Consider the following 22592-nt stretch of genomic DNA (forward strand, 5'->3'; position numbering starts at 1 on the left):
GCTGGAGGCGGCTGCAGCAGCGCGCAAGGCCGCGCTCGCGGCGTCGACGGGTCCGGGTGCCACCGCCGACGGCCACAAGGTGCCGCTGCTGGCCAACGTCGGAGGTCCTTCCGACGTCCCGGCCGCTGTCGAGGCGGGTGCTGAGGGTGTCGGTCTGTTCCGTACCGAATTCCTCTTCCTCGACGACAGCAAGAAGGCACCGTCGGAGGAGAAGCAGGTCGAGGCCTATCGTCAGGTTCTCGAGGCCTTCCCCGAGGGCCGTGTCGTCGTACGTGTGCTGGACGCGGGCGCGGACAAGCCGCTGGACTTCCTGACGCCGGCCGATGAGCCGAACCCGGCGCTGGGTGTGCGCGGTCTGCGGACGCTGTTGGACCACCCCGAGGTGCTGCGCACGCAGCTGACGGCACTCGCGAAGGCGGTGGAGGGGCTGCCCGTCTACCTCGAGGTCATGGCCCCGATGGTGGCGGACCGTACTGACGCGAAGGCGTTCGCCGACGCGTGCCGTGCGGCCGGGCTCCAGGCGAAGTTCGGTGCGATGGTGGAGATCCCTTCGGCCGCGCTGCGGGCGCGTTCGATTCTGCAGGAGGTCGAGTTCCTGTCGCTGGGGACGAACGACCTCGCGCAGTACACCTTCGCCGCAGACCGTCAGGTGGGTGCGGTCTCCCGGCTGCAGGACCCGTGGCAGCCGGCGCTGCTCGACCTGGTCGCACTGTCCGCCGAGTCGGCGAAGGCTGAGGGCAAGAGCTGTGGCGTCTGTGGCGAGGCGGCGTCCGATCCGCTGCTGGCGTGTGTGCTGACCGGTCTGGGGGTGACCTCCCTGTCCATGGGTTCGGCGTCGATTCCTTATGTCCGGGCGACGCTGGCGAAGTACACGCTGGCGCAGTGTGAGCGTGCCGCTGCGGCCGCACGGGCGGCGGACAGCGCCGAGGAGGCGCGCAACGCCGCTCAAGCGGTGCTGTCCGGCGAGTAGCCGGAGCGGGACGGCTGCACGCCGGTCAGCAATGGGGCGCTCCACCTGCGGGTGGGGCGCCCCTCGCGTTCAGTGGTGGTGTCCCGGCGGTGCTTCCTCACTTCCGAGATCCGGCGGCACGCAGTAGTCGACTCCCGATTCCGGGGAGATGAGGTCTCCGGATTCGATGTCGGTGCAGTAGGCGTCGAAGACCTCGCCTGCGGTGAGGGGTTCCAGCCCGTCGCCGCGCAGACGCCATCCGTAGATACGGTCGGAAGTGCCGGGGGCGCTGGTCCGCATCACGAGTCCACCGGGGCTCTTGGTGGCGATGCCGAGGGCAAGGACGGTGGTGAACTCCAGGGCTTCGGCCTCGTCGAGGTGGGTGGCGCCCTGGGCGTCTTCGTCGGCGTGCAGGACGGCGACCAGTGGTTCTGGGGTTCCCGTGACGCTGCAGACCAGGTGTCGGTCGCCCGGCTGGGCCGTATCCAGGATGCGGACGAGGAGGTTCGAGGCGCGGGTGAGGGCCGCGCGGCCGATGTCCTCGCCGCAGCCGGCGCAGGCGCCGAGCCGTGCCAGGAGTGTGGCCGCGTACTCCCACGTGGCCTGTCGGACGGCTTCGTCGACGAGGGCCGGGACGAGGTCTGTCAGGGACTGGCCCTCGTAGGGGACGGTGGGTCCGGTGGTCGCGAGTTCGGCGGTGAAGCGGGTGCGGCTTGACGGGATGTCAGGGTCGAGGCCTGTTTCCGCGCAGAACTCGGCGTACTCCTCCGGGTCGAAGAGGGCGATCGTCGTATGGCTGCCTTGGGAGGCCCGTGTCCTGAGGAGGGCATCCATCTGTTGCAGATAGATCTTGTGGTCGTCGAAGGTGAAGCTGCGGTAGCGCCGCATGGCACGGAAATCGTGCTCGTCGGTCAGCAGGCCGATCGTGCCGGCGATCTCGCGGCGCAGGACGCGTCGCATCGTCTGGTGGTCGGTGTGCACCATGTTTCCCCCTGTGCGCAGTCGATCAATGCTCACTCACAGTAACCGGCGGCACTGACAACGGCGTGGGGGGGGAGGTTCCTGCGGACGAGAAGGCGCGTATTCGTGCAGGTCGGAGGAGATAGTCCTGCGGCGACCGGCCTCGGAACTCGTTGTGGTTCGGTGAGTCCGAGGCCGACCGTCGGTCAGGCTCGCTTGCGGGCGAGCTCCTCGTAGAAGTGCAGGAGGTCGAGGTTGTCGATGGAGCCCGGGTTGACCGCCTTTTCCAGCGGTGTGCCCTGGAGAAGTCGCTTGACCGGGACCTCGATGCGCTTTCCGGTGAGGGTGTGTGGGACGCCGGGGACCTCGATGATCTCGTCCGGGACATGACGTGGTGAGAGCTGTTCGCGGATGGTCTGCTTGATGCGGCTCAGGAGGGCCTCGTCGAGCACGGCTCCGGGGACCAGATGGACGAACAAGGGCATCCAGTAGCCGCCATCGGGCTGCTCGATGCCGATGACGAGGGATTCCTTGATCTCGGGGAGGCGCTCCACGGCTTCGTAGATGTCGGCCGAACCCATGCGCACGCCTTGGCGGTTGAGTGTCGAGTCGGAGCGTCCGTGGATGACGACGGAGCCGCGTGAGGTGAGGGTGATCCAGTCGCCATGGCGCCATACGCCGGGATACGTGTCGAAGTAGCTGTCGTGGTACCGGCTGCCGTCGGGGTCGTTCCAGAAGTGGATCGGCATGGACGGCATGGGGTTGGTGACCACGAGCTCGCCCACTTCGTCGACGAGGGGTTTTCCGCTGGGGTCCCAGGACTGCAGGTCGGTGCCCAGGCTGGGGGCCTGGAGTTCGCCGACGTACACGGGCAGCGTGGGCACGGCTCCCGCGAAGCAGGAGCACACGTCCGTGCCACCGCTGACGGAGGCGATCCACAGGTCGTGGCGGACCTCGTCGTGCAGCCAGCGGAACCCGTCGGGGGGCAGGGGTGATCCGGTGGTGGCGACGCACTGCACCTTGGCGAGGTCGAAGTCGCGTGCGGGGTGCACGTCGGCCTTGCGGCAGGCCATGACGTACGCGGCCGAGGTGCCGTAGAGGGTGGCTTGCGTGCGTTCGGCGACTCGCCACTGGGCGCCCGTGTCCGGATAGCCCGGGCTGCCGTCGTAGAGGACGATCGTGGTGCCGGTGAGGAGGCCGGAGACGAGGAAGTTCCACATCATCCAGCCCGTCGACGTGTACCAGAAGAAGCGGTCCTCGGGGCCCAGGTCGCAGTGCAGGCCGAGTTGCTTGAGGTGCTCGACGAGGATGCCGCCCTGGGACTGGACGATGGCCTTGGGCAGGCCGGTCGTGCCGGAGGAGTAGAGCACCCACAGGGGGTGGTCGAAGGGCACCTGCTCGAAGACGGGTTCCTCGTCGGCGGCGGTGAGGGCCGACCACTCCAGTGCGCCTTCAGGGGCATCCGTGCCGAGGAGGGGAATGTGCACCACGGCGCGCAAGGTGGGCAGTTCGCGGCGCAGTTCGGCGACGATGTCGCGGCGGTCGTGCTCCTTGCCGCCGTAGCGGTAGCCGTCGACGGTGAACAGGACGACCGGTTCGACCTGCTGGAAGCGGTCGAGGACGCTGCGGGCGCCGAAGTCGGGGGCGCAGGAGGTCCAGACGCCTCCGACGGCGGCGGTGGCGAGGAGGGCGACGACGGCCTGCGGGATGTTCGGGAGGTAACCGCTGACGCGGTCGCCGGGGCGTACGCCGAGGGCGCGTAGCTCGGCGGCGAGGGAGGCGACCTGGCGGCGCAGTTCGGACCAGGTCACGGGGCGGGGCTGGTGGGATTCGTCGACGTACAGGAGGGCGGGTTCGTCGGCGCGGGTCGCGGCGGCACGCAGGGCGTGCTCGGCGTAGTTCAGGGTCGCGCCGGGGAACCACTCGGCGCCGGGCATCGATCGATCGCCGAGCACGCGCGCGTAGGGGGTGGAGAAGCGTACGTCGAACCACTCCGTGACGGCTTTCCAGAACGTGTCCAGCTCGTCGACCGACCAGCGGTGCAGGGCCGCGTAGCCGCCCTCGGCGGGCGCACCGTGGTTTTCGGCGGGCCAGGCCTGGAACCTGGTGACCCGAGCCTGGGCGATGCGTTCCGGATCTGGCTGCCAGAGCGGCTGGGGGTTCACGGTCGACATGGGGCGGCTCCCGGACTGTGCGCGTCGTGTGCGTCCTCCGCGCACGGCGGGGTGTGCGCGTGACGCGGATGACACGGACGATGCCATGTGATCGACTTCTGCACCAGGGTGCGCCCCACATAGTCCGTGTCGTGAAGATGTGGTCCCGGCACGGGTGAACGGCAGTTGAACGGCACACGCGTGTGGGGCGGTGAATGGCAGGCTGAGCAGCATGGACGGTCGTGACCTGGTGCGTTCGATAAAGGTGGTCGGTTCTGTGGGAGCGGCCCAGGGGTTGCGCACCGTGCGGGCGGCGTGGCGCAGGAGGCGTGCGGACGCCGCGGGGTTGCCGCCCCGGGGTGCCGAGCGCGCTCGGGTGCCCGGGGCCGTGCAGGAGGTGCGGCCCGGTCCGGGCGGCGGTGTCATCCAGTTCAGCCGGTCCGAGCTGCGTATCACCGTCGCCGTGAACGGCGCCGTCTTCTGGGGCTGGGACGGGGCCGCTCCCGAGCCGTCGTATGCGCTCGCGGGCCGCTGTCCGGAGCCGGATCCCCGGGCGATGCTGGAGCCGGACAAGGACGGTGGCTGGCGGGTGGTGGCCGAGCGGGTGACCGTCGTCATCTCGCGGCACGGTGCCGTGGAGGTGCAGACGCCCGGTGGGGTGACGCTCCGCCGTGATCTGCCGCCGCGTTGGTGGGAGCCCGTCGACGGTGGGGCGGCACGGTGGATGCAGCGGTCGGAGGTGGCCGCGGACTCGCGCTTCTTCGGGCTCGGGGGGAGGGCGTCGGGGCCTCGTCTGGAAGACGGAACGTACCGGCTGTGGAACACCGACCCCGGCCGCGCTTTCGGCCCTGGCGACGATCCGCTGTACATCACCATGCCGGTGCAGTTGGTGGTCGCCGATGCGGGCACTCACATGGTGTTCCACGACACCTCGTGGGACGGCACGGTGACGCTGCGGAAGGGCGAGGAGGGCGCCGGTTCAGGGCATGACCGGGTGGGGACCAGCGAACTGCGGATGGACGGTGGTCCGCTGCGCTGCTGGGTGATGGTGGGCACTCCCGCGCGCGTGCTGCTCGTCTGGGCCTCTCTCACCGGTGCGGCGGCGCTGCCGCCCGCGTGGGCGCTGGGGCACCATCACGCGCGGTGGGGATTCGGCAGCGAGCAGGAAGTGCGGCGGATCGTTTCGGGCTACCAGGAGCGGGACCTGCCGCTGGACGCGGTCCATCTGGACATCGACCACTACGACGAGCACCAGGTGTTCACGGTCGACCAAGAGGGCTTTCCCAAGCTGCCGCAGCTCGCCGAGGAGTTGCGGCGGGACGGCATCCGCCTTGTGTCGATCATCGACCCGGCGGTCAAGGCCGCGCCGGGCAATGCCGTGTACGACAGCGGGACAGTCGAGGACGCGTTCGTGCGGGACGCCTCGGGACAGCTCGTGCGGGGAGTGGTCTGGCCCGGTGACGCGGTCTTCCCGGACTTCACGCACGCGCGCGTGCGTGCGTGGTGGGGTGGCCTGTACGAGGAGCGGCTGGCACAGGGTTTCTCGGGTTTCTGGCATGACATGAACGAGCCGACCTCGTTCGCCGCCTTCGGGGAGTCGACGCTGCCCCGTTCGGCCAGGCACTCTCTGGAGGGACGGGGCGGGGACCATCAGGAAGCGCACAACGTCTACGGCCTGTGCATGGCCAGGGCCGGCTACGAGGGGCTGCGGAAGCTGGTGCCCGAGGAGCGGCCGTTCGTCTTCTCGCGCTCCGGCTGGGCCGGCATGCAGCGCTACGGGGGGACGTGGTCCGGGGACGTGGCCACGGGCTGGCCCGGGCTGCGGGCGTCGCTGTCGCTGGTCATGGGGCTCGGGCTGTGCGGGGTGCCGTACTCGGGGCCGGACGTCGGCGGCTTCGACGGGAATCCGTCGCCGGAGCTGTATCTGCGGTGGTTCCAGTTGGCCGCGTATCTGCCCCTGTTCCGTACGCACGCCAGTCTGCGCGCGGGGCGCAGGGAACCGTGGGAGTTCGGTTCCGAGGTGCTGGAGCACGCGCGCGTGGCGCTCGTCGAGCGTCAAAGGCTGCTGCCGTACTTCGTGACACTGGCGCATCTGGCCCGGCGCACGGGTGCGCCTTATGTACGTCCGCTGTGGTGGTCTGCGCCCGACGACCGTGCGTTGCGCGACTGTGAGGATGCGTTTCTGCTGGGCGACTGCCTTCTGGTGGCGCCCGTGCTGGATCCGGGCACCGACCGGCGTGCGGTGCAGCTGCCGCGGGGGCGTTGGTACGACACGGTGACGGAGCGGGTGTACGAGGGGCCTGGGCAGGTTCTCGTCGAGGCGCCCCTGTCTCGGATCCCGGTGCTCGCGCGCTCGGGCGCCGTCGTCCCCGTCCGGGGGGACGACGGCGGGCTGGAACTGGAGGTGTGGGCGCCCGCCCGGGGACGTACCGGGGGCGGGCTGGTGGTGCCGGATGCGGGTGACGGCTGGGACGAACCGGAGATCGAGCGTTACGTCAGCCGCTGGGAGGGCCGAAAGCTGGTCGTCGAGAGGGAGCTTGAGGACGGGGTGATCCCCTCGCCTCATCCGGTGCGCATACGAGGGCTCGGCGCGTGTTGAGCTCAGACGTAGCGGCCCTCGAAGAACGCCCGTACGGCCAGCGTGTGCAGCGGGAAGGCGAGCTCCTCCGGCCTGCGCAGGAGGTGCCAGCCTTCGGTCTCGTCCGTGGCTTCCGGCGTCGGCAGGCGGTCGGCGGGCCGTTCCGGCAGGAGGCCGAACAGCAGCAGGTGGCCGCCGGGAGAGCTCATCGCGTCGATGAGACGTACGTCGCGGGCGGCCGCGTCGATGCCGGTCTCTTCCTTGAGTTCGCGTACGACGGCCTGCCGCCAGTCCTCCCGGTCGTCGATGTAGCCGCCGGGCAGGGCTATGCCTCCGCGCGCGGGGGCGATGGTTCGGGTGATGACAACCAGGGCGGTGCCCTTCGTGTCGTACACGGGCTGGAGTGCGATCGCTACCGGTAGCGGATTGCGGTAGGCCACGGTTCCGCACGTCGGGCAGGTGCGGGGCCAGCCGGAGACGCCCTCTCCGTAGGGCGCGCCGCAGCTCGAACAATGGGAGTCTGCTGCGGAGTTGGGGGCGGAGTGCTGAGTTTCGGACACGCGGCGGACTGTATCCGATCAGTGGAAGGGCGTCTTCCGGGGGCTGGTCACTACTGGCTTGTCAGGGATTTCCTCGAGACTGGGAAGTCGAAGTAGGTGTCCGGATAGGGCTCCGGCTTGTACGTGTAGTGCCACCACTCCTCGGCAAGGTTCACGAATCCAAGGGCTTCGAGGATGCTCTTGAGCAGCAGCCGGTTGGCGCGCTGTTCGCCCTGGACGCGCGGGTCGAGGGTGTGGGAAAGGGTGTCGAAGCAGTCGAAGCCGGTGCCCATGTCGACGGAGTTGTCGGGGAAGCGCTCGCCCTGGGGTGCGTAGCAGGGCACGAGGCGTTGTCCTGGGACGTACGGCTTGGTGGGCTTTGCCGGCAGCCGGACGATCGTCAGGTCCATGGTCGAGCCGCGGCTGTGGCCGGATTTCTCGGCGATGTAACCGTCCACGAACAGACGGGTCTTGTCGACGTTCGGGTAGAACTCGTCCTTCGTGGCCTGGTCGTCGAGGTCCTCGGCCCAGCGCACGAAATGGTCGACGGCGCGCTGTGGCCGGTAGCAGTCGTACACCTTGAGTGTGTAGCCCTTGCGCGACAGCTGCCCCTGAGCCTTGTGGAGCGCTTCGGCGGCGGATCGGGTGAGGATGCAGAGGGGTTGTCGGTAGCCGTCGATGCGCTCACCCACGAAGTTGTGCGGGGTGAAGTACCGCATCTCCTGAACGATGGTGGGGTCCACGGTTCTCAGCGCCACGAAGTCCTTGGGCGCTTTCGGCTCGTTCTTCGCCTGGGCGATGCTGGGGGCGGTGGTCACGGCCAGCACGGTGGCGAGCGTGGTGACCAGTCCTCGTACCGCGGTCGAGAGTCGTGTCATGTCTCCTGCGTCTATCAGGAATGTGTTCCGCCGGGGAAGCGATCGGATGCAGTCCACCCGCAAGACCGCCCTGCCGGTTTGCGGCTGCCCGTGGCACACTTCTGACGTCCCATCAGATCTGTCGGCCAGGAGGGGCTATGCCACGTACGCGCACGCCTGTGGTCGCCGGGTGGTTCGCCGGCGACGGGGACGACTTCCGGCTCCTCGGCACCCGTTGCTCGAACTGCGCCTCCGTCTTCTTCCCGCGCGAAGACACTCATTGCCGCAACCCTGGCTGCCCGGGCGGCGATCTGGAGGAGGTCCCGCTCTCGCGGCGCGGGCGCGTCTGGTCGTACACGGACAGCCGGTATCGACCTCCGTCACCCTATGTGACCGATCCGGAACTTCCGTGGGAGCCGTACGCGTTGATCGCTGCGGAGCTGGAGTCCGAGCGCCTCGTGGTGCTGGGACAGGCGGTTCCCGGGGTCACCGTCGCCGATCTGACGGTGGGCATGGAGGTGGAGGTCGTTCCCGGCGTGCTCCATGAGGACGCGGAGACGATCTGGACGACCTGGCAGTGGCGGCCGAGGGGGGCGACGGCATGACGGAGGAGGTGGCGGTGCTCGGCGTGGGCATGCATCCCTGGGGCAAGTGGGGGCGCAGCTTCGTCGAGTACGGGACGGCGGCGGCCCGCGCGGCGCTCGCGGACGCGGGACTGGAGTGGCGGGACATCGGGTCGATCGTCGGTGCGGACACCGTGCGGGGCGGCTATCCGGGGTATGTGGCCGGGGCCACGTTCGCGAAGGCGCTCGGCTGGCAGGGCGCCCGGGTCACGAGCGTGTACGCGGCGTGCGCGTCCGGGGCGCAGGCCGTCAACACCGCTCGGGCGCAGATACTTTCGGGGCTCGCGGACGTGGTGCTCGTGGTGGGCGCCGATGCGGCTCCCAAGGGCTTCTTCCGGCCCGCGGGCGGCGACCGGCCCGACGATCCGGACTGGCTGCGCTTCCGCGTCCTCGGTGCGACCAATCCGGCGTACTTCGGGCTGTACGCGCGTCGGCGGATGGCCCTGCACGGCGACACACCCGAGGACTTCGCCCAGGTCAAGGTGAAGAACTCCGCCCTGGGCGCACTCAATCCGTATGCGCGCTACCGCAAGCAGGTCACCGCCGAGGAGGTCGCCGCCTCCGCCGTGGTCGCCGATCCCCTGCGGCTGCTCGACATCTGCGCGACCTCGGACGGAGGGGCGGCGCTCGTGCTGGCCGGCATGGAGTTCGCGCGTCGGCACGGAGCCCGGGACCCGGTACGGATCCGCGCGGTGTCCACCGTGACACCGCGCTACCCCAACACGGTCCTGGATCTGCCCGACATGGCGACGGACTCCGCGGCCGCGGTAGAACCGGCGGCGGAGACGTTCCGGGAGTCGATCGCACGCGCGGCCTACGAGGAAGCGGCCATCGGCCCCGAGGAACTCTCCTTCGCGGAGGTCTACGACCTGTCCACCGCTCTGGAGTTGCAGTGGTACGAGGATCTGGGGCTGTGCGGCGAGGGAGAGGCCGCGAAGCTGCTGCGGGAAGGCGCGACGGCGCTGCGGGGACGCATACCCGTGAACATGAGCGGCGGCCTGGCCTCCTTCGGGGAGGCTGTTCCGGCCCAGGCGATAGCCCAAGTCTGCGAACTCGCCTGGCAGTTGAGGGGCGATGCCGGTGACCGGCAGGTCGCCGGGGCACGTGTGGGGATCGCGGCGAATCAGGGGTTGTTCGGACACGGCTCGGCAGTGATAGCGGTGCGGTGATGCGCGGCCGTGCGACGGACACCAGCGTTCGGCTGTACGAGCGTGCTGGCACCGTCGTACGGCCCGTGAAGCTGAGTCCTGTCCACGCTGTGTGACCAAGCCGGAATCCTGCGTGAACGTCTCATGAACTGGGCTCGGGCGTCTCCCGGCGGCGAGATCATGCTCCCGTGCCCTCCTGGACGGATACTCTCCGCTTCGCTTTCCAGCCGGTGGTCAATCTGACGACCGGAGGAGTCGCAGGGCTGGAGATACTCGCCCGCCCGGAGACCGGCGACGTCCTGGCCGAGGCCCGCCGCGATCCCGAACTCGACGACCGGCTCGCCGTGTTGGCGTTCCGTGCGGCGGCCCGTAAGGAGACCTTACTGCCGCTGTACGTCAACGTCTTCGCCGGAACCCTCGCCGACCTGGGCGGACTGACACCGCTGCACGACGCCGTGCGCGCCGCGGGGCGACTGCCGTGGGAGGTGACGATCAACGTCGTTCCGCCGTACACGCACGTGCCCCAGCACGCGCTGCTGGAAGCGATCGGCGCGCTGCGGGACCAGGGTTTCCGGATCAGCGCGGACGGCATCGGCGACGGGGACGTACCGCTGAGGTTGCTCACCGACATGACGCCGGACCTGGTGAAACTCGACGCGTCCCTGCTGTCGCGGCCGGCGGCGGTACGGGCGATGCGGACGCTGTGCGAGCAGTTGGGAGCGCTCCTGTGCGTCGAGGGTGTGGAGACGGAGCTGCAGTGCGCGTCCGCGCGGTCGGCGGGTGCGCAGCTGGCTCAGGGGGAGCTGTTCGCTCCCCCGGCTCGGCTGCCGGCAGCGGAGGTATACGTTCCGCCACGCTCCCCCGGACTGGCGGTGACGCCACGCTCGGGGCCGTCGGTGCGGGAGTTCGTGCGGCCGGCCGCGCTGCTGCCCGCCACCGCGTCCGCAGGCCAGGTGCGAGCGCTGCTGACCGGATCACCGGACGTGTCCGGAGTGCTGCTGGTGGACTCGAACGGGGTCCCGGTGCGGTCGGTGCACCGCTCCCGGTTCCTGCTGTCGATGTCGGGGAGGTACGGCCATGCTCTGTACGCCGACCGGCCGGCGGCCAAGCTCGGAGATCCGCCGCGCACCGTGGGCGTCGAGGCCACCGCGTGGGAGGTGCTGGACGTGGTGGCGGTCGGCGGCCGGGACCGTACGTCGGACGATGTGGCCGTGGTCGACAGGTACGGCCGGTGCGTGGGCGTCGTACGGCTCGCGGACCTCGTGCGGGCGCTCGCCGAGACCCGGGTCGAGGAGGCCGCGGGGCTCAATCCGCTGACGCGGCTGCCCGGTTCGGACGCGATCACCGGTGAGGTGGACCGGCGGATCGCGGACGGGCGGACCTTCGCGCTGAGTTGGCTGGACGTGGACCACTTCAAGCAGGTCAACGACGGCGCCGGTTTCGCGGCGGGCGACGAGCTGATCCGATCGGTCGGACGGGCGCTGCAGCATGCGGCGTCCGACAGCACCCGCGTGGGCCACATCGGCGGGGACGACTTCCTGGTGCTCGCGGATCCGGAGGGGCTCCATCCGCTGGCCGCCTCCGTGCTGGACGCACCCTGGTCCGCGGGCGGGCGTCCCGTCACGCTGTCCCTGGCCACGGTCCTGTGCGAGCCCGGGAGTGTGGCGGACCACCGGCAGGCGGCCTCCTGTCTGGCGCCGCTGAAGAAGGCCGCGAAGTCACTGAGCGGGGCGAGCTGGGTGCTGGGCCGTGCGGGGCTGTCCGGGCACGAGATCCTCCGCGGCGTGGCGGCGGAGACGGCCCCGGCCGAGTGGGCGGTGGCGGACCCGAGCAGGGGGTGAGACGCTTTCCCCACGAGGTCGGCGGAGGCCAAAGGGCGTCCGACGGCCTTAGCACAGCCATGGTCTTCGACCCCTGCCGGGTCAGCAGGAAATGGCCAGCCTGCCGGCACCAGCAGGGCCTCGGCGTCCGTCCCACCTCCGAACGGGCGTGCCACGAGCCGTGTGCGCTACGGTCCGTGACTCGTCGGTGCGCCCCCAACCGTTGGCGTCGGCGACCTTGACGCCCCCTGGACGTCGGTGAACACTTCCCGGTGTCGGTCGACATCGCCGTACATTCTCGGCGTATCCACGCACTGCGCCGCGCGGTTCCGCCTGGACCATGGCTCCCTTCCCCCACGGGTGAGTCGGCTGCGACGGCACGCTCGTCACGGACGCCGGGCGGGGCGCGGGACCTCCCTGCCTTCGGCTGAAGTCGCCGTGGGAAACGCACCCCGCACGGAGAACCGGGGCCGATCGTCCCGGTCAGGGCCTAGGAGCCGCCATGAGCAACGGAGACATATTCCTCGGTGAGGTCATCGGAACCGCGATCCTGATCCTCTTCGGGGCCGGAGTCGTCGCCGCGGTCGTACTCAACTATTCGAAGGCGAAGGACGCGGGGTGGGTCGTCATCGCGTTCGGCTGGGGATTCGGCGTGATGGCCGGCGCGTACACCGCCGCACCGCTGTCCGGAGGACAACTCAACCCGGCCGTGACGATCGGCATCGCCATCGACACCGGCGAATGGGACAAGGTCCACATCTACATCGCCGGCCAGATGGTCGGCGCGATCCTCGGTGCGGTGCTGTGCTGGCTGGTCTACTTCGCGCAGTTCCAGGCCAACGCCGACGAGGAGATCGCTCAGCCGACCCTCGGGATCTTCTCCACCGCGCCCGCGATCCGCAATGTGGTGGCCAACCTCATCACCGAGATCATCGCGACGATCGCGCTGGTGCTGCCGATCCTCGCCTTCGGTCTGACCAAGGGGCTCGGCGTGTCCGGCACCGCGATCCTGATCGTCTCGTTCCTGGTGGTCGGCATCGGTCTGTCGCTCGGTGGTCCCACGGGATACGCCATCAACCCGGCCCGTGACCTGGGCCCCCGCATCGTCCACACCCTGCTCCCGATTCCCAACAAGGGCACGTCGGACTGGGGTTACGCATGGATTCCGGTGGTGGGGCCGCTGATCGGCGGGGTGCTGTCCGGGGTCATCTTCAACGCAGCCTTCTGAAGGAACAGACGAAGGGGACGTCATGACGGACAAGTTCGTCGCCGCTATCGACCAGGGCACGACCTCCAGCCGTTGCATCATCTTCAACCAGGACGGCGCCATCGTGGCCGTCGACCAGCGCGAGCACCGCCAGATCTTCCCCAAGCCCGGCTGGGTGGAGCACGACGCCACCGAGATCTGGTCCAAGGTGCAGGCCGTGGTCGCCGGGGCGATCGCCAAGGCGGGGCTGCGTGCGGACCAGCTCAGCGCCCTCGGAATCACCAACCAGCGCGAGACGACGGTCCTGTGGGACCGCGCGACGGGCAAGCCGGTGCACAACGCGATCGTGTGGCAGGACACGCGTACCGCGGCGCTGTGCAACCAACTCGGCGGTTCGGATGGGCAGGACCGTTTCCGCGAGCAGACCGGGCTGCCGCTGGCCAGCTACTTCTCCGGCCCGAAGGCGGCCTGGCTGCTGGACAACGTGCCCGGCCTCAGGGCCCGCGCCGAGCACGGCGAGATCGCCTTCGGCACCATCGACTCCTGGCTGATCTGGAACCTCACCGGCGGCACGGACGGCGGGCACCACGTCACCGACGTGACGAACGCCGGACGCACCATGCTGATGAACCTGGAGACCCTGCAGTGGGACTCCTCGATCCTGTCCGCAATGAACGTGCCGGAGGCCGTCCTGCCGGAGATCAGGTCCTCCGCCGAGGTGTACGGGACCGCGGTCGGACAGTTGTCCGGCGTGCCCGTCGCGTCCGCACTGGGCGACCAGCAGGCGGCTGTGTTCGGGCAGGCCTGCTACGACGTGGGCACGGCCAAGAACACGTACGGCACGGGCAGCTTCCTGCTGCTCAACACGGGCAACCGGCCGGTGCCGTCGAAGAGCGGGCTGCTGACGACCATGGGCTACAAGATCGGCAGTGAGGCGCCCGTGTACTGCTTGGAGGGGTCGATAGCGATAACGGGCGCGCTGGTCCAATGGTTCCGCGACCAGCTCGGCATCATCCGCACCGCTGACGAGATCGAGTCCCTGGCGGCAAGCGTCGAGGACAACGGAGGCGCGTACATCGTGCCCGCCTTCTCCGGCCTGTTCGCCCCGTACTGGCGCTCCGACGCGCGCGGTGTCATCACCGGACTGACGCGCTACGTCACGAAGGCGCACCTCGCGCGCGCGGTGCTGGAGGCGACGAGCTGGCAGACGCGCGAGGTCGTGGACGCCATGTACCAGGACTCCGGGGTGCAGATCACGACCCTGAAGGTCGACGGCGGCATGACGAAGAACAACCTGCTCATGCAGCACCAGGCGGATGTGCTCGACGTGCCTGTGATCCGGCCCAAGGTCTCCGAGACGACCTGTCTGGGTGCCGCCTACGCGGCGGGGCTGGCCACGGGTGTGTGGAACGACCTGGACGAGCTCAAGACGCACTGGGCGAAGGACGTCGAGTGGACGCCCACCATGACGGCCGCCGTGCGCGACCGCGAGTACCACAACTGGCGTAAGGCGGTGGAGAAGAGCTTCGGCTGGCAGGAGGACGGCGAGAACTGACGGAGACGGCGAGAGCCGTGATCGGTGCACGCGTGCGTGCGTTCCGCTCGAACCACGCGCGCGTGCCCATGAGCCGCGGCTCGTACCCCGGTCGGCGGGGGTACGGGCCGCACCCTCGCTCCAGACTTCAGGTAGTCACCGTCTGACGGCGGTCCGCCTGATAGGCCATCGCATGCTGGACGACGCCGATGAGGGTCTCCTTGACGGACTCCCGGTCGCGCGCGTCGCACAGCAGCAGCGGTACGCCGTCGTCGAGGTCGAGGGCTTGGCGGATGGCCTCCGCCGGGTAACGGGCGGCTCCCTCGAAGCAGTTGACGCCGACGACGAAGGGTATGGAGCGCCGTTCGAAGTAGTCCACGGCCGCGAAGCAGTCCTCGAGGCGGCGGGTGTCGGCCAGGACGACGGCGCCGAGCGCGCCCTCCGAGAGCTCGTCCCACATGAACCAGAACCGCTCCTGGCCGGGCGTACCGAAGAGGTACAGCACCAGGTCCTCGCGCAGCGTGATGCGGCCGAAGTCCATGGCGACGGTGGTGGTGCGCTTGCCCTCGACACCGCTCGTGTCGTCGACCGGACGCCCGGCCTCCGTGAGCAGTTCCTCGGTGCGCAGCGGCCTGATCTCGCTGACCGCGGCGACGAGGGTGGTCTTGCCCACGCCGAAGCCGCCGGCCACCAGGATCTTGAGCGTGACGGGCTCGACCGGAGGCTTCCCGCGCTCAGAACGCCCGAAGATCATCGATCTCTTCTCCTGCTTGATGGGGGTCGCGCGACGGTGGGCCGTAGCCTCCGCCGCCGGGGGTTTCGATGACGAGTACGTCGCCGGGGCCGACGTCGGCCGAGTCGCTTCCGGCGAGTGCGGTGGCCGTGCCGTCCGCACGTTCGACGCGGTTGGCGCCCAGCGCGCCGGGTTCGCCGCCCGCCATGCCGTACGGCGGGACCCTGCGGTGCTGGGACAGCGTGGAGACGGTCATCGGCTCGTGGAACCGGATACGGCGCACAGCACCGTCCCCGCCGTGCCACTGGCCGGCGCCGCCGCTGCCGTGCCGCAGGGCGAACTCGTCGAGCTGTACCGGCAGTCGCCACTCCAGCACTTCGGGATCGGTGAGCCGCGAGTTGGTCATGTGGGTCTGCACGACGGGCGCGCCGGGGAACCCGTCGCCCGCGCCGGATCCGGAGGCCACGGTCTCGTAGTACTGGTGGCGTTCGTTGCCGAAGGTCACGTTGTTCATGGTGCCGGAGCCCTCGGCCTGGACACCCAGTGCGGCGTAGAGGGCACCGGTGATCGCCTGGGACGTCTCCACGTTGCCCGCGACAACCGCCGCCGGGGGTTCGGGAGCGAGCATGGAACCGGGCGGCACGATGATCTCGAGGGGGCGCAGGCAGCCGTCGTTGAGGGGGATGTCGTCGTCGACCAGGGTGCGAAAGACGTACAGGACCGCCGCATTGACGACCGAGAAGGGGGCGTTGAAGTTCGTGGCCAACTGCGGGGAGGTGCCGGTGAAGTCGACGGTGGCGGCGCGGTTCTCACGGTCCACGCGCACGCGTACCCGGATGACGGCGCCGGAGTCGGTCTCGTAGGCGTACTCGCCGTCGTCAAGGGCGTCGATGACGCCGCGTACCGCTTCCTCCGCGTTGTCCTGGACGTGCTTCATGTACGCCTGGACGACGTCGAGGCCGAAGTTCTCGATCATGCGGGCGACTTCGTCGACGCCCTTCTGGTTGGCCGCGATCTGGGCGCGCAGATCGGCGAGGTTGGTCTTCGGGTTGCGCGAGGGGTAGGGCGCCTCGGTGAGCAGGCGGCGGGTCTCCTCCTCGCGGAAGCGGCCGTTCTCGGCGAGCAGCCAGTTGTCGAAGAGGATGCCCTCCTCCTCGATGCTGCGGCTGTTGGCGGGCATGGAGCCGGGGGCGATGCCGCCGATCTCGGCGTGGTGGCCGCGTGAGGCGACGTAGAAGAGGATCCGGTCACCCTCCGTGCTTGCGGTGTCGAAGACCGGGGTGATCACGGTGACATCGGGCAGGTGGGTGCCGCCGTGGTACGGGTCGTTGACGGCGTAGGTGTCGCCGGGGCGCATCCGGGAGCCGCGGCGCCGGATGACCTCCTTGACGCTGGTGCCCATCGAGCCCAGGTGGACGGGGATGTGCGGGGCGTTCGCCACCAGGTTTCCGTCCGGGTCGAAGAGCGCGCAGGAGAAGTCCAGGCGTTCCTTGATGTTGACGGACTGGGCGGTGGACTCGAGCCGGGCGCCCATCTGTTCGGCGATGGACATGAAGAGGTTGTTGAAGACCTCGAGGAGAACCGGGTCGGCTTCTGTGTCGAGCTCGGAACTCTGCGTAATCGCCGCGCGTTCCATGACCAGATGCCCGTCGTCGGTCGTCGCGGCTCGCCAGCCTTCGTCGACGACGGTCGTCGCACTGGCCTCGGTGATGATCGCCGGGCCGGTGACGGTCTGGCCGGGAGGCAGATCCTCGCGGCGGTGGAGGGGTGCGTCGCGCCAGGTGCCGCCCGTGTGGAGGCGGACGGTTTGCGCGGTGGCAGGGGTGGCTTCGTAGGGAGCGAGAGCGGAGAGATCGGGGGGTTCGGTGATGCCGGTGGCTTCGACGGAGAGGGCTTCGACGACGATCGGGCGGTCGAGGGTGAAGGAGTACGTGGCGCGATGACGATCTTCGAAGGCGCGCCGCATGGTGTCGGGCTCGGTGAGTTCGACGGTGAGGGTGGTGTCGGTGCCGTCGTAGCGGAGTTGGGCGCGTCGGGTGACCTTGATGCGGTCCTCGGGGACCTCCTCGTCGAGGAGTTCGCTGCGGGCAGCGGATTCGAGGTCGTCCGCGGTCTTCAGGACGCCGGGCATGGAGGTGGCCTCCAGGGATGCCTCGACGGACTGTTCGCGCATGGCCGTGGTGTCGGCGAGGCCGATGCCGAGTGCGGAGAGGACACCGGCCATGGGCGGCACGAGGACGGTGCGGATGCCGAGCGAGTCGGCGACCATGCACGCGTGCTGGCCACCCGCACCACCGAAGGTGGTGAGCGCGTAGCGGGTGACGTCGTGGCCCTTCTGGACGGAGATCCGCTTCACGGCGTTGGCGATGTTGGCGACCGCGATCTGCAGGTAGCCCTCGGCGACCTGCTCGGGGGTGCGGTCGTCGTCGGTCCGCTCACGGATGTCGCGCGCCAGGGCGGTGAAGCGCTCACGGACGAGGGTGTCGTCGAGGGGCTGGTCGCCGTCAGGGCCGAACACCTTGGGAAAGTGGGCGGGTTGGATGCGGCCGAGCATGACATTGGCGTCCGTGACCGCGAGCGGGCCACCGCCCCGGTAGCAGGCGGGTCCCGGGTCCGCGCCCGCCGAGTCCGGCCCTACGCGGTAGCGGGAGCCGTCGAAGTGGAGGACCGAGCCGCCGCCTGCCGCGACGGTGTGGATGTCCAGCATGGGGGCGCGCAGGCGGACGCCGGAGATCTGTGTGGTGAAGACCCGTTCGTACTCGCCGGCGAAGTGCGAGACATCGGTGGAGGTGCCGCCCATGTCGAAACCGATGACGCGCTCGAAGCCGGCGAGCTGCGACATGCGTGCCATGCCCACGATGCCTCCGGCGGGGCCGGAGAGGATGGCGTCCTTGCCACGGAACTGCCCGGCTTCGGCGAGACCACCGTTGGACTGCATGAACATCAGCCGTACGCCTTCGAGCTCGTCGGCGACGTGCTGGACGTAGCGGCGCAGCACGGGCGAGAGGTAGGCGTCGACGACAGCGGTGTCACCGCGCGGGACGAGTTTCATCAGAGGGCTGACCTCGCTCGACAGCGAGATCTGCGGGAAGCCGATGCGGGCGGCGAGCTCGCCGACGGCCTGTTCGTGGGCGGGGTGGAGGTGGCTGTGCATGCAGACCACGGCGACGGCGCGGATCCCCTCGTCGTACGCCTCCTGGAGAGGGCCGGCGAGGGCATCCAGGTCGGGAGTGCGCAGGACGGTGCCGTCGGCGGCGATGCGTTCGTCGACCTCGACGACCCGTTCGTAGAGCAGTTCAGGGAGCTCGATGCGGCGGGCGAAGATGCGGGGCCGGTTCTGGTAGGCGATGCGCAGGGCGTCGCGGAAGCCGCGGGTGATGACCAGCAGCGTCCGCTCGCCCTTGCGCTCGAGCAGGGCGTTCGTGGCGACCGTCGTGCCCATCCGTACGGCCTCGATGGGCTGGTCGTGGGAGCCGTTCAGCAGTTCGCGTACGCCCGCGACAGCCGCGTCGGAGTATCGGGCCGGGTTCTCCGACAGGAGTTTATGGGTCAGCAGACGGCCGTCCGGGCGTCGCGCGACGATGTCCGTGAAGGTGCCGCCACGGTCGACCCAGAACTGCCAGCCTGTCACGTCACTACCCCGCTTCCACGCCGCTCACAGCGCCCGCAGGCCGTTGATCACGTCGCGCAGAATACTCTCGTCCACCAGCTCGGCAGGCGGTACGGGCCGGTTCACATGGACGAATTCCGCGTCCACGAGATCCCCGATGAGCACCCGTACGACTCCGATGGGCAGGTCGAGCTCGGCGGAGAGTTCGGCAACGGACTGCGGGACGTCACGGCACAGCTCGACGATGTCCACGTGCTCCGGGGACAGCATCGAGTCCGCTTCCGGATCGTCCGCGTGCGGTTCCGCGACGACCACCGCGATCAGGTCGAGGCGGTGCTGGGCCGCACTGGTGGTGCGGCCGCGCGTCATGGCGTACGGACGGACGACCGGCCCGGCCTCGTCGTCGAACCAGTGACTTCTTCCCTGACCGTCAGCGCTCATGCCATCCCACTACCCGCCCGCGGGCAGATCGGTGCGCGGAGCGGCACCCAGATGCACTCCGACCCGCTTGACGAGGAGCGTCATCTCGTACGCGACCAGGCCGACGTCCGAGTCGGCGTCCGAGAGCACGGCGAGGCAGCTGCCGTCGCCTGCGGCCGTCACGAACAGGAAGGCGTCGTCGAGCTCGACGACGGTCTGCCGGACGTTGCCCGCCTCGAAGTGGCGGCCCACGCCCTTGGCCAGGCTGTGGAATCCGGACGCGACGGCGGCCAGGTGCTCGCTGTCCTCGCGGGTCAGATCCTTGGACACCCCCGTCGGCAGGCCGTCGCCGGAGAGCACGAGGGCCTTACGGATGCTGGCAACGCGGTCCACCAGGTCGTCGAGGAGCCAGTTGAGCTCGCCGGACTGGTTGGTCGCGGTGTGGCCGGTCGCCTTCGGTGCGGTCATCGACCGTCCCCCTTTGTCGTTCCTTGTGCTGTGCCGCTGTGGGCGTCGTCGCCCGCGGCGTTCTCCTGGCGGCCGCGCTGCCAGCCGCGCTGGAGCGATGCCATTCGGCTGCGTACCTCGTCCGCGTCCCGCTCGACGAGTTCCGCGCTCTCCTCGGCGCGCCGAGCAGGGCCCTGCTTGAGCTGCGGCGCCAGGCTGGCCTGTCGTACGCGCCGGGGCAGCGGACCCGAGCCTGATCCACTCTCCCGCTGCGCGGCGGCCGTGCTCGGAGCGGCGGGGTCGGGGCCGCTCGATGCGATCGCCGCACGCCGCGTGCGTCTCGGGAGGGCTGCGGGCTCCGGCGGCTCACTTCGGTCGTGTCCAGCGCTTGGCTGCGTGTCGGCACGGTCGCCGATTCGGTCCTGCGCGCCGGTCAGCTCGCCGCGGGGTCCTGTGTCGCGACGGCGGGTCGGTAGCGGAGCGAGGCCGTTCGGCTCCGGGCGGCTCGATCCTGTGGAAGGCTCCGCGTCCGCCTCCTGTCGCCGGGAACGCTGCTCGGGGACCGGGCGCCCGTGCGAACTGACCAGCTTGGGCGTCCTACGGCGGGGCAGCGGGACCGGGGCGCTCACATCGTCGTCCGTGCCGGACCGGTCCGGTCCGCCGTGGATGCCGGAGAGCGGGGGTTCGCTGAGCGAACCCGACGCCTCGTCCTCCACATGGGCGAGAGCGCGGCGCGGGCGGAAGAGTCCGCCGCGTTCGCTGTCCTCGTCGTCGAGCGCGTCCGGGAAGTCGCTGAGCGCGTCCAGGTCGACGGGGGCCTCCAGCTCGACCGGGCCGTCCAGGAGTGAGGCGGGCAGGCCGGGTACGCGGGCCGGCACATGGGCGAGGGCGGAGCGGCGGGCCTCCTCCAGCTCGGCCTCCTTCGACGGCGTGGGCCGGTCGAGACGGAACCCGATGCCGTTGGTGTCCGGGACGTCGTCGGTGAGCAGCGCGTCGGGGATGAAGACGACGGCGGTGGTGCCGCCGTACGGCGACGGCTGCAGCGAGACTCGGACGTTCTGCCGCTGGGCGAGCCGGCTGACCACGAACAGACCGAGCCGGTCGGTGTCGGACAGCTCGAACTCGGGCGTCTCGGCGAGCCGGAGGTTGGCGTCCAGCAGGGCGTCGGCCGCCATGCCCAGGCCGCGGTCGTGGATCTCGAGGGTGAAGCCGTTGGCGACCCGCTCGCCCAGGACCTGGACTGCGGTGTGCGGCGGGGAGAACACCGTGGCGTTCTCCAGGAGTTCGGCCACGAGGTGCGTGAGGTCCGCGACGGCCGGTCCGGTGACGGCGACGCGGGGCAGGCGTCGGACCTCGATGCGCTCGTAGTCCTCGACCTCGGCGACAGCGGCGCGTACGACGTCCATGAGCTGGACGGGCTTGCGCCACTGCCGGGAGGGGGCGGCGCCGGAGAGGATCACGAGGCCTTCGGCGTGCCGGCGCATACGGGTGGTCAGGTGGTCGAGGCGGAACAGGTCGGCGAGTTCGTCGGTGTCCTCGGTCCGGCGTTCCATGGTGTCGAGGAGGGTGAGCTGCTTGTGGAGGAGGACCTGGCTTCGACGGGCGAGGTTGACGAAGACCTCGGCCACGCCGGCGCGCAGTTCGGCCTGCTTGACGGCGGCCTCGACAGCAGCCCGTTGCAGGGTGTTGAGGGCCTGGCCGACCTCGCCGATCTCGTTCTTGTCGTACTCCAGGCGTGGGACCTCGGTCTCCACGTCGACCTGTTCGCCGGAGGAGAGGCGGCGCATCACACTGGGCAGGCGTACGCCGGACGCCTCGTGGGCCTCCAGCCGCAGCTGCCGCAGATCGCGGATGAGGCCGCGGCCGATGCGTACGGACAGGAAGAGCGAGAACAGCAGGGCGAGCAGCCCGAGGACACCGGCGACGGCCGCCTTCAGGATGACGCCCATCGCGACCGGGCTCACGCGGTCCTGATAGCGGGCGCCCGCCTCGTCGTTGAGCTTGCTGAGCTCGTCGAGGACGCTGCCGGCGGCGGTGTCCCAGCTCTTTGCGTCGACCCTGCTGGGCCTACCTGCCGGGGACAGGATGACGGCCTGTTCGGCGACGCGCAGTGGAGCAGTGGAGGCGTTGTCCCAGAAGCGCCTGTAGCGTTCACGCTCGGACGAGGGCAGGTCCGTCAGGCTGATGTCGTACATGAGGGTGCGCTGGGCCACGAGGTCGGAGACGTCGCGTATCTCTTCGCGGGACAACTTCCCGACGACCAGGGCGGAACTCAGCAACGCGTCCTCGCGGGAGAGGAGTTCGCGGGCGCGGGTCACGTTGAGAAGGGCGCGGGCCTGCTTGTCCATTGCCACGCTGTCGATCCCGTCGAGGGAGCCCAGCAGGGCGTAGCAGGGGTCGACGAGCCGGTTGTAGAGGCCGAGGGCCGTGGAGCGGGTCATCGTTCCGTCCTCGACGCTGCGGCGCAGGGAGTTGATGCCGTCAAAGGCGTCCAGGACCGCGGTGAGGCGCTCGGCGTCACCCTCGTCCATCCCGTCGCGGACTTCGGGATCCTTGGCGTTCTTGCGGATCTCGGCGACGGCGGCGTCGGTGGCGCTCCGGGTTTCCCGCAGCGCGGACAGTGCGTCCGAGGCCCGGCGGTCGGCGAGATAGACCAGGGCCTGGCGACGCTCCTGCTGCAGGACGCGGACGGCGTCCTCAGTGGAGTAGCCGATCTTCTCGACGAGGGACGACACCGTGAACAGCTGGGTCACACCTCGCCCCGTGAGTACCGTGGCGAAACCCCAGATCGCGGTCAAGGACACCAGCGGCACGAGAAGCAGCGCCACCATCTTCCGGCGGATCGACTTCCCGCGAAAGCGCATGGCCTCCCCCAGCTCAAACCCCCGTTGGTCAGGGGGCACACATGTGCGTCAACAATTGGCGCGAGCCTACTACCGACACACAGGTAACTCGAAGAGCCATCCGGAACCTGAACTTCCGCACTGGCGGCGAGACATGGGGAGTTGTCCGGC

16 protein-coding genes (1 of these 16 running past the window's edge) are annotated in these 22592 nt (G+C 69.8%); 7 read left to right on the plus strand and 9 right to left on the minus strand.

Annotated elements, in window-relative coordinates:
- A protein-coding gene (gene ptsP, locus AB5J49_RS07455; protein ID WP_369167679.1) for a phosphoenolpyruvate--protein phosphotransferase crosses the window boundary here: on the plus strand, nucleotides 1-970 show its 3' portion. It extends 701 nt beyond the left edge of the window; 970 of the gene's 1671 nt are visible here — the last part of the coding sequence; its start codon lies beyond the left edge, outside the window; its stop codon occupies nucleotides 968-970.
- 69 nt (nucleotides 971-1039) lie between these two features.
- Here the strand turns inward: ptsP and AB5J49_RS07460 are convergent, their stop codons facing one another.
- Nucleotides 1040-1933: a hypothetical protein gene (locus tag AB5J49_RS07460; RefSeq protein WP_369167681.1), complete on the minus strand. Its 894-nt coding sequence runs from the start codon at nucleotides 1931-1933 to the stop codon at nucleotides 1040-1042.
- 182 nt (nucleotides 1934-2115) lie between these two features.
- Nucleotides 2116-4083 (minus strand): acetoacetate--CoA ligase, encoded by a 1968-nt coding sequence (locus AB5J49_RS07465; protein ID WP_369167682.1) that lies wholly within the window; start codon nucleotides 4081-4083, stop codon nucleotides 2116-2118.
- A gap of 211 nt (nucleotides 4084-4294) precedes the next feature.
- Here AB5J49_RS07465 and AB5J49_RS07470 point away from each other — a divergent pair, with 211 nt between their 5' ends.
- A complete protein-coding gene (locus AB5J49_RS07470) occupies nucleotides 4295-6661 on the plus strand; it encodes a TIM-barrel domain-containing protein (protein ID WP_369167683.1) in 2367 nt (788 codons plus the stop codon).
- Nucleotides 6662-6663: 2 nt separating this feature from the next.
- Here AB5J49_RS07470 and AB5J49_RS07475 read toward each other — a convergent pair whose 3' ends face one another.
- The gene (locus AB5J49_RS07475) at nucleotides 6664-7200 is read right to left on the minus strand and encodes an NUDIX domain-containing protein (protein WP_369167684.1); all 537 of its coding nucleotides are present in this window, start codon (nucleotides 7198-7200) and stop codon (nucleotides 6664-6666) included.
- 50 nt (nucleotides 7201-7250) lie between these two features.
- Complete coding sequence (locus tag AB5J49_RS07480) at nucleotides 7251-8057, minus strand: M15 family metallopeptidase (protein WP_369167686.1); 807 nt, start codon at nucleotides 8055-8057, stop codon at nucleotides 7251-7253.
- 158 nt (nucleotides 8058-8215) lie between these two features.
- Here AB5J49_RS07480 and AB5J49_RS07485 point away from each other — a divergent pair, with 158 nt between their 5' ends.
- The 5 genes from AB5J49_RS07485 to glpK all read left to right on the plus strand — a co-directional run bounded on the left by AB5J49_RS07485 (nucleotide 8216) and on the right by glpK (nucleotide 14389).
- Nucleotides 8216-8641 (plus strand): Zn-ribbon domain-containing OB-fold protein, encoded by a 426-nt coding sequence (locus AB5J49_RS07485; protein ID WP_369175073.1) that lies wholly within the window; start codon nucleotides 8216-8218, stop codon nucleotides 8639-8641.
- A complete protein-coding gene (locus tag AB5J49_RS07490) occupies nucleotides 8638-9828 on the plus strand; it encodes a lipid-transfer protein (RefSeq protein ID WP_369167687.1) in 1191 nt (396 codons plus the stop codon). The genes AB5J49_RS07485 and AB5J49_RS07490 overlap by 4 nt, the downstream gene beginning before the upstream one ends.
- A 167-nt stretch (nucleotides 9829-9995) precedes the next feature.
- A complete protein-coding gene (locus AB5J49_RS07495) occupies nucleotides 9996-11648 on the plus strand; it encodes an EAL domain-containing protein (protein WP_369167688.1) in 1653 nt (550 codons plus the stop codon).
- 481 nt (nucleotides 11649-12129) lie between these two features.
- On the plus strand, nucleotides 12130-12855 hold the full coding sequence (locus AB5J49_RS07500) for an MIP/aquaporin family protein (RefSeq protein ID WP_369167689.1): 726 nt from the start codon (nucleotides 12130-12132) through the stop codon (nucleotides 12853-12855).
- A 22-nt stretch (nucleotides 12856-12877) separates the two neighbouring features.
- Nucleotides 12878-14389 (plus strand): glycerol kinase GlpK, encoded by a 1512-nt coding sequence (gene glpK, locus AB5J49_RS07505; RefSeq protein WP_369167690.1) that lies wholly within the window; start codon nucleotides 12878-12880, stop codon nucleotides 14387-14389.
- 127 nt (nucleotides 14390-14516) lie between these two features.
- Here glpK and AB5J49_RS07510 read toward each other — a convergent pair whose 3' ends face one another.
- Genes AB5J49_RS07510 through AB5J49_RS07530 form a run of 5 tightly spaced genes read right to left on the minus strand, consistent with a single transcriptional unit; the run spans nucleotide 14517 to nucleotide 22442 of the window.
- Nucleotides 14517-15122, minus strand: a complete 606-nt coding sequence (locus AB5J49_RS07510) for an ATP/GTP-binding protein (RefSeq protein ID WP_369167691.1) — start codon at nucleotides 15120-15122, stop codon at nucleotides 14517-14519.
- Nucleotides 15103-18732: a hydantoinase B/oxoprolinase family protein gene (locus AB5J49_RS07515; protein ID WP_369167692.1), complete on the minus strand. Its 3630-nt coding sequence runs from the start codon at nucleotides 18730-18732 to the stop codon at nucleotides 15103-15105. Before AB5J49_RS07515 ends, AB5J49_RS07510 begins: the two co-directional genes overlap by 20 nt.
- 24 nt (nucleotides 18733-18756) lie before the next feature.
- Complete coding sequence (locus AB5J49_RS07520) at nucleotides 18757-19152, minus strand: DUF742 domain-containing protein (RefSeq protein WP_369167693.1); 396 nt, start codon at nucleotides 19150-19152, stop codon at nucleotides 18757-18759.
- A gap of 9 nt (nucleotides 19153-19161) precedes the next feature.
- Nucleotides 19162-19599 carry a roadblock/LC7 domain-containing protein gene (locus tag AB5J49_RS07525; protein WP_369167694.1) on the minus strand — a complete coding sequence of 146 codons (438 nt, stop codon included), beginning with the start codon at nucleotides 19597-19599 and terminating at the stop codon, nucleotides 19162-19164.
- Nucleotides 19596-22442: a nitrate- and nitrite sensing domain-containing protein gene (locus AB5J49_RS07530; RefSeq protein ID WP_369167695.1), complete on the minus strand. Its 2847-nt coding sequence runs from the start codon at nucleotides 22440-22442 to the stop codon at nucleotides 19596-19598. The genes AB5J49_RS07525 and AB5J49_RS07530 overlap by 4 nt, the downstream gene beginning before the upstream one ends.
- Between the last annotated feature and the right edge of the window lie 150 nt (nucleotides 22443-22592).

The sequence above is a fragment of the Streptomyces sp. R28 genome (assembly GCF_041052385.1).
Classification (GTDB): Bacteria; Actinomycetota; Actinomycetes; order Streptomycetales; family Streptomycetaceae; genus Streptomyces.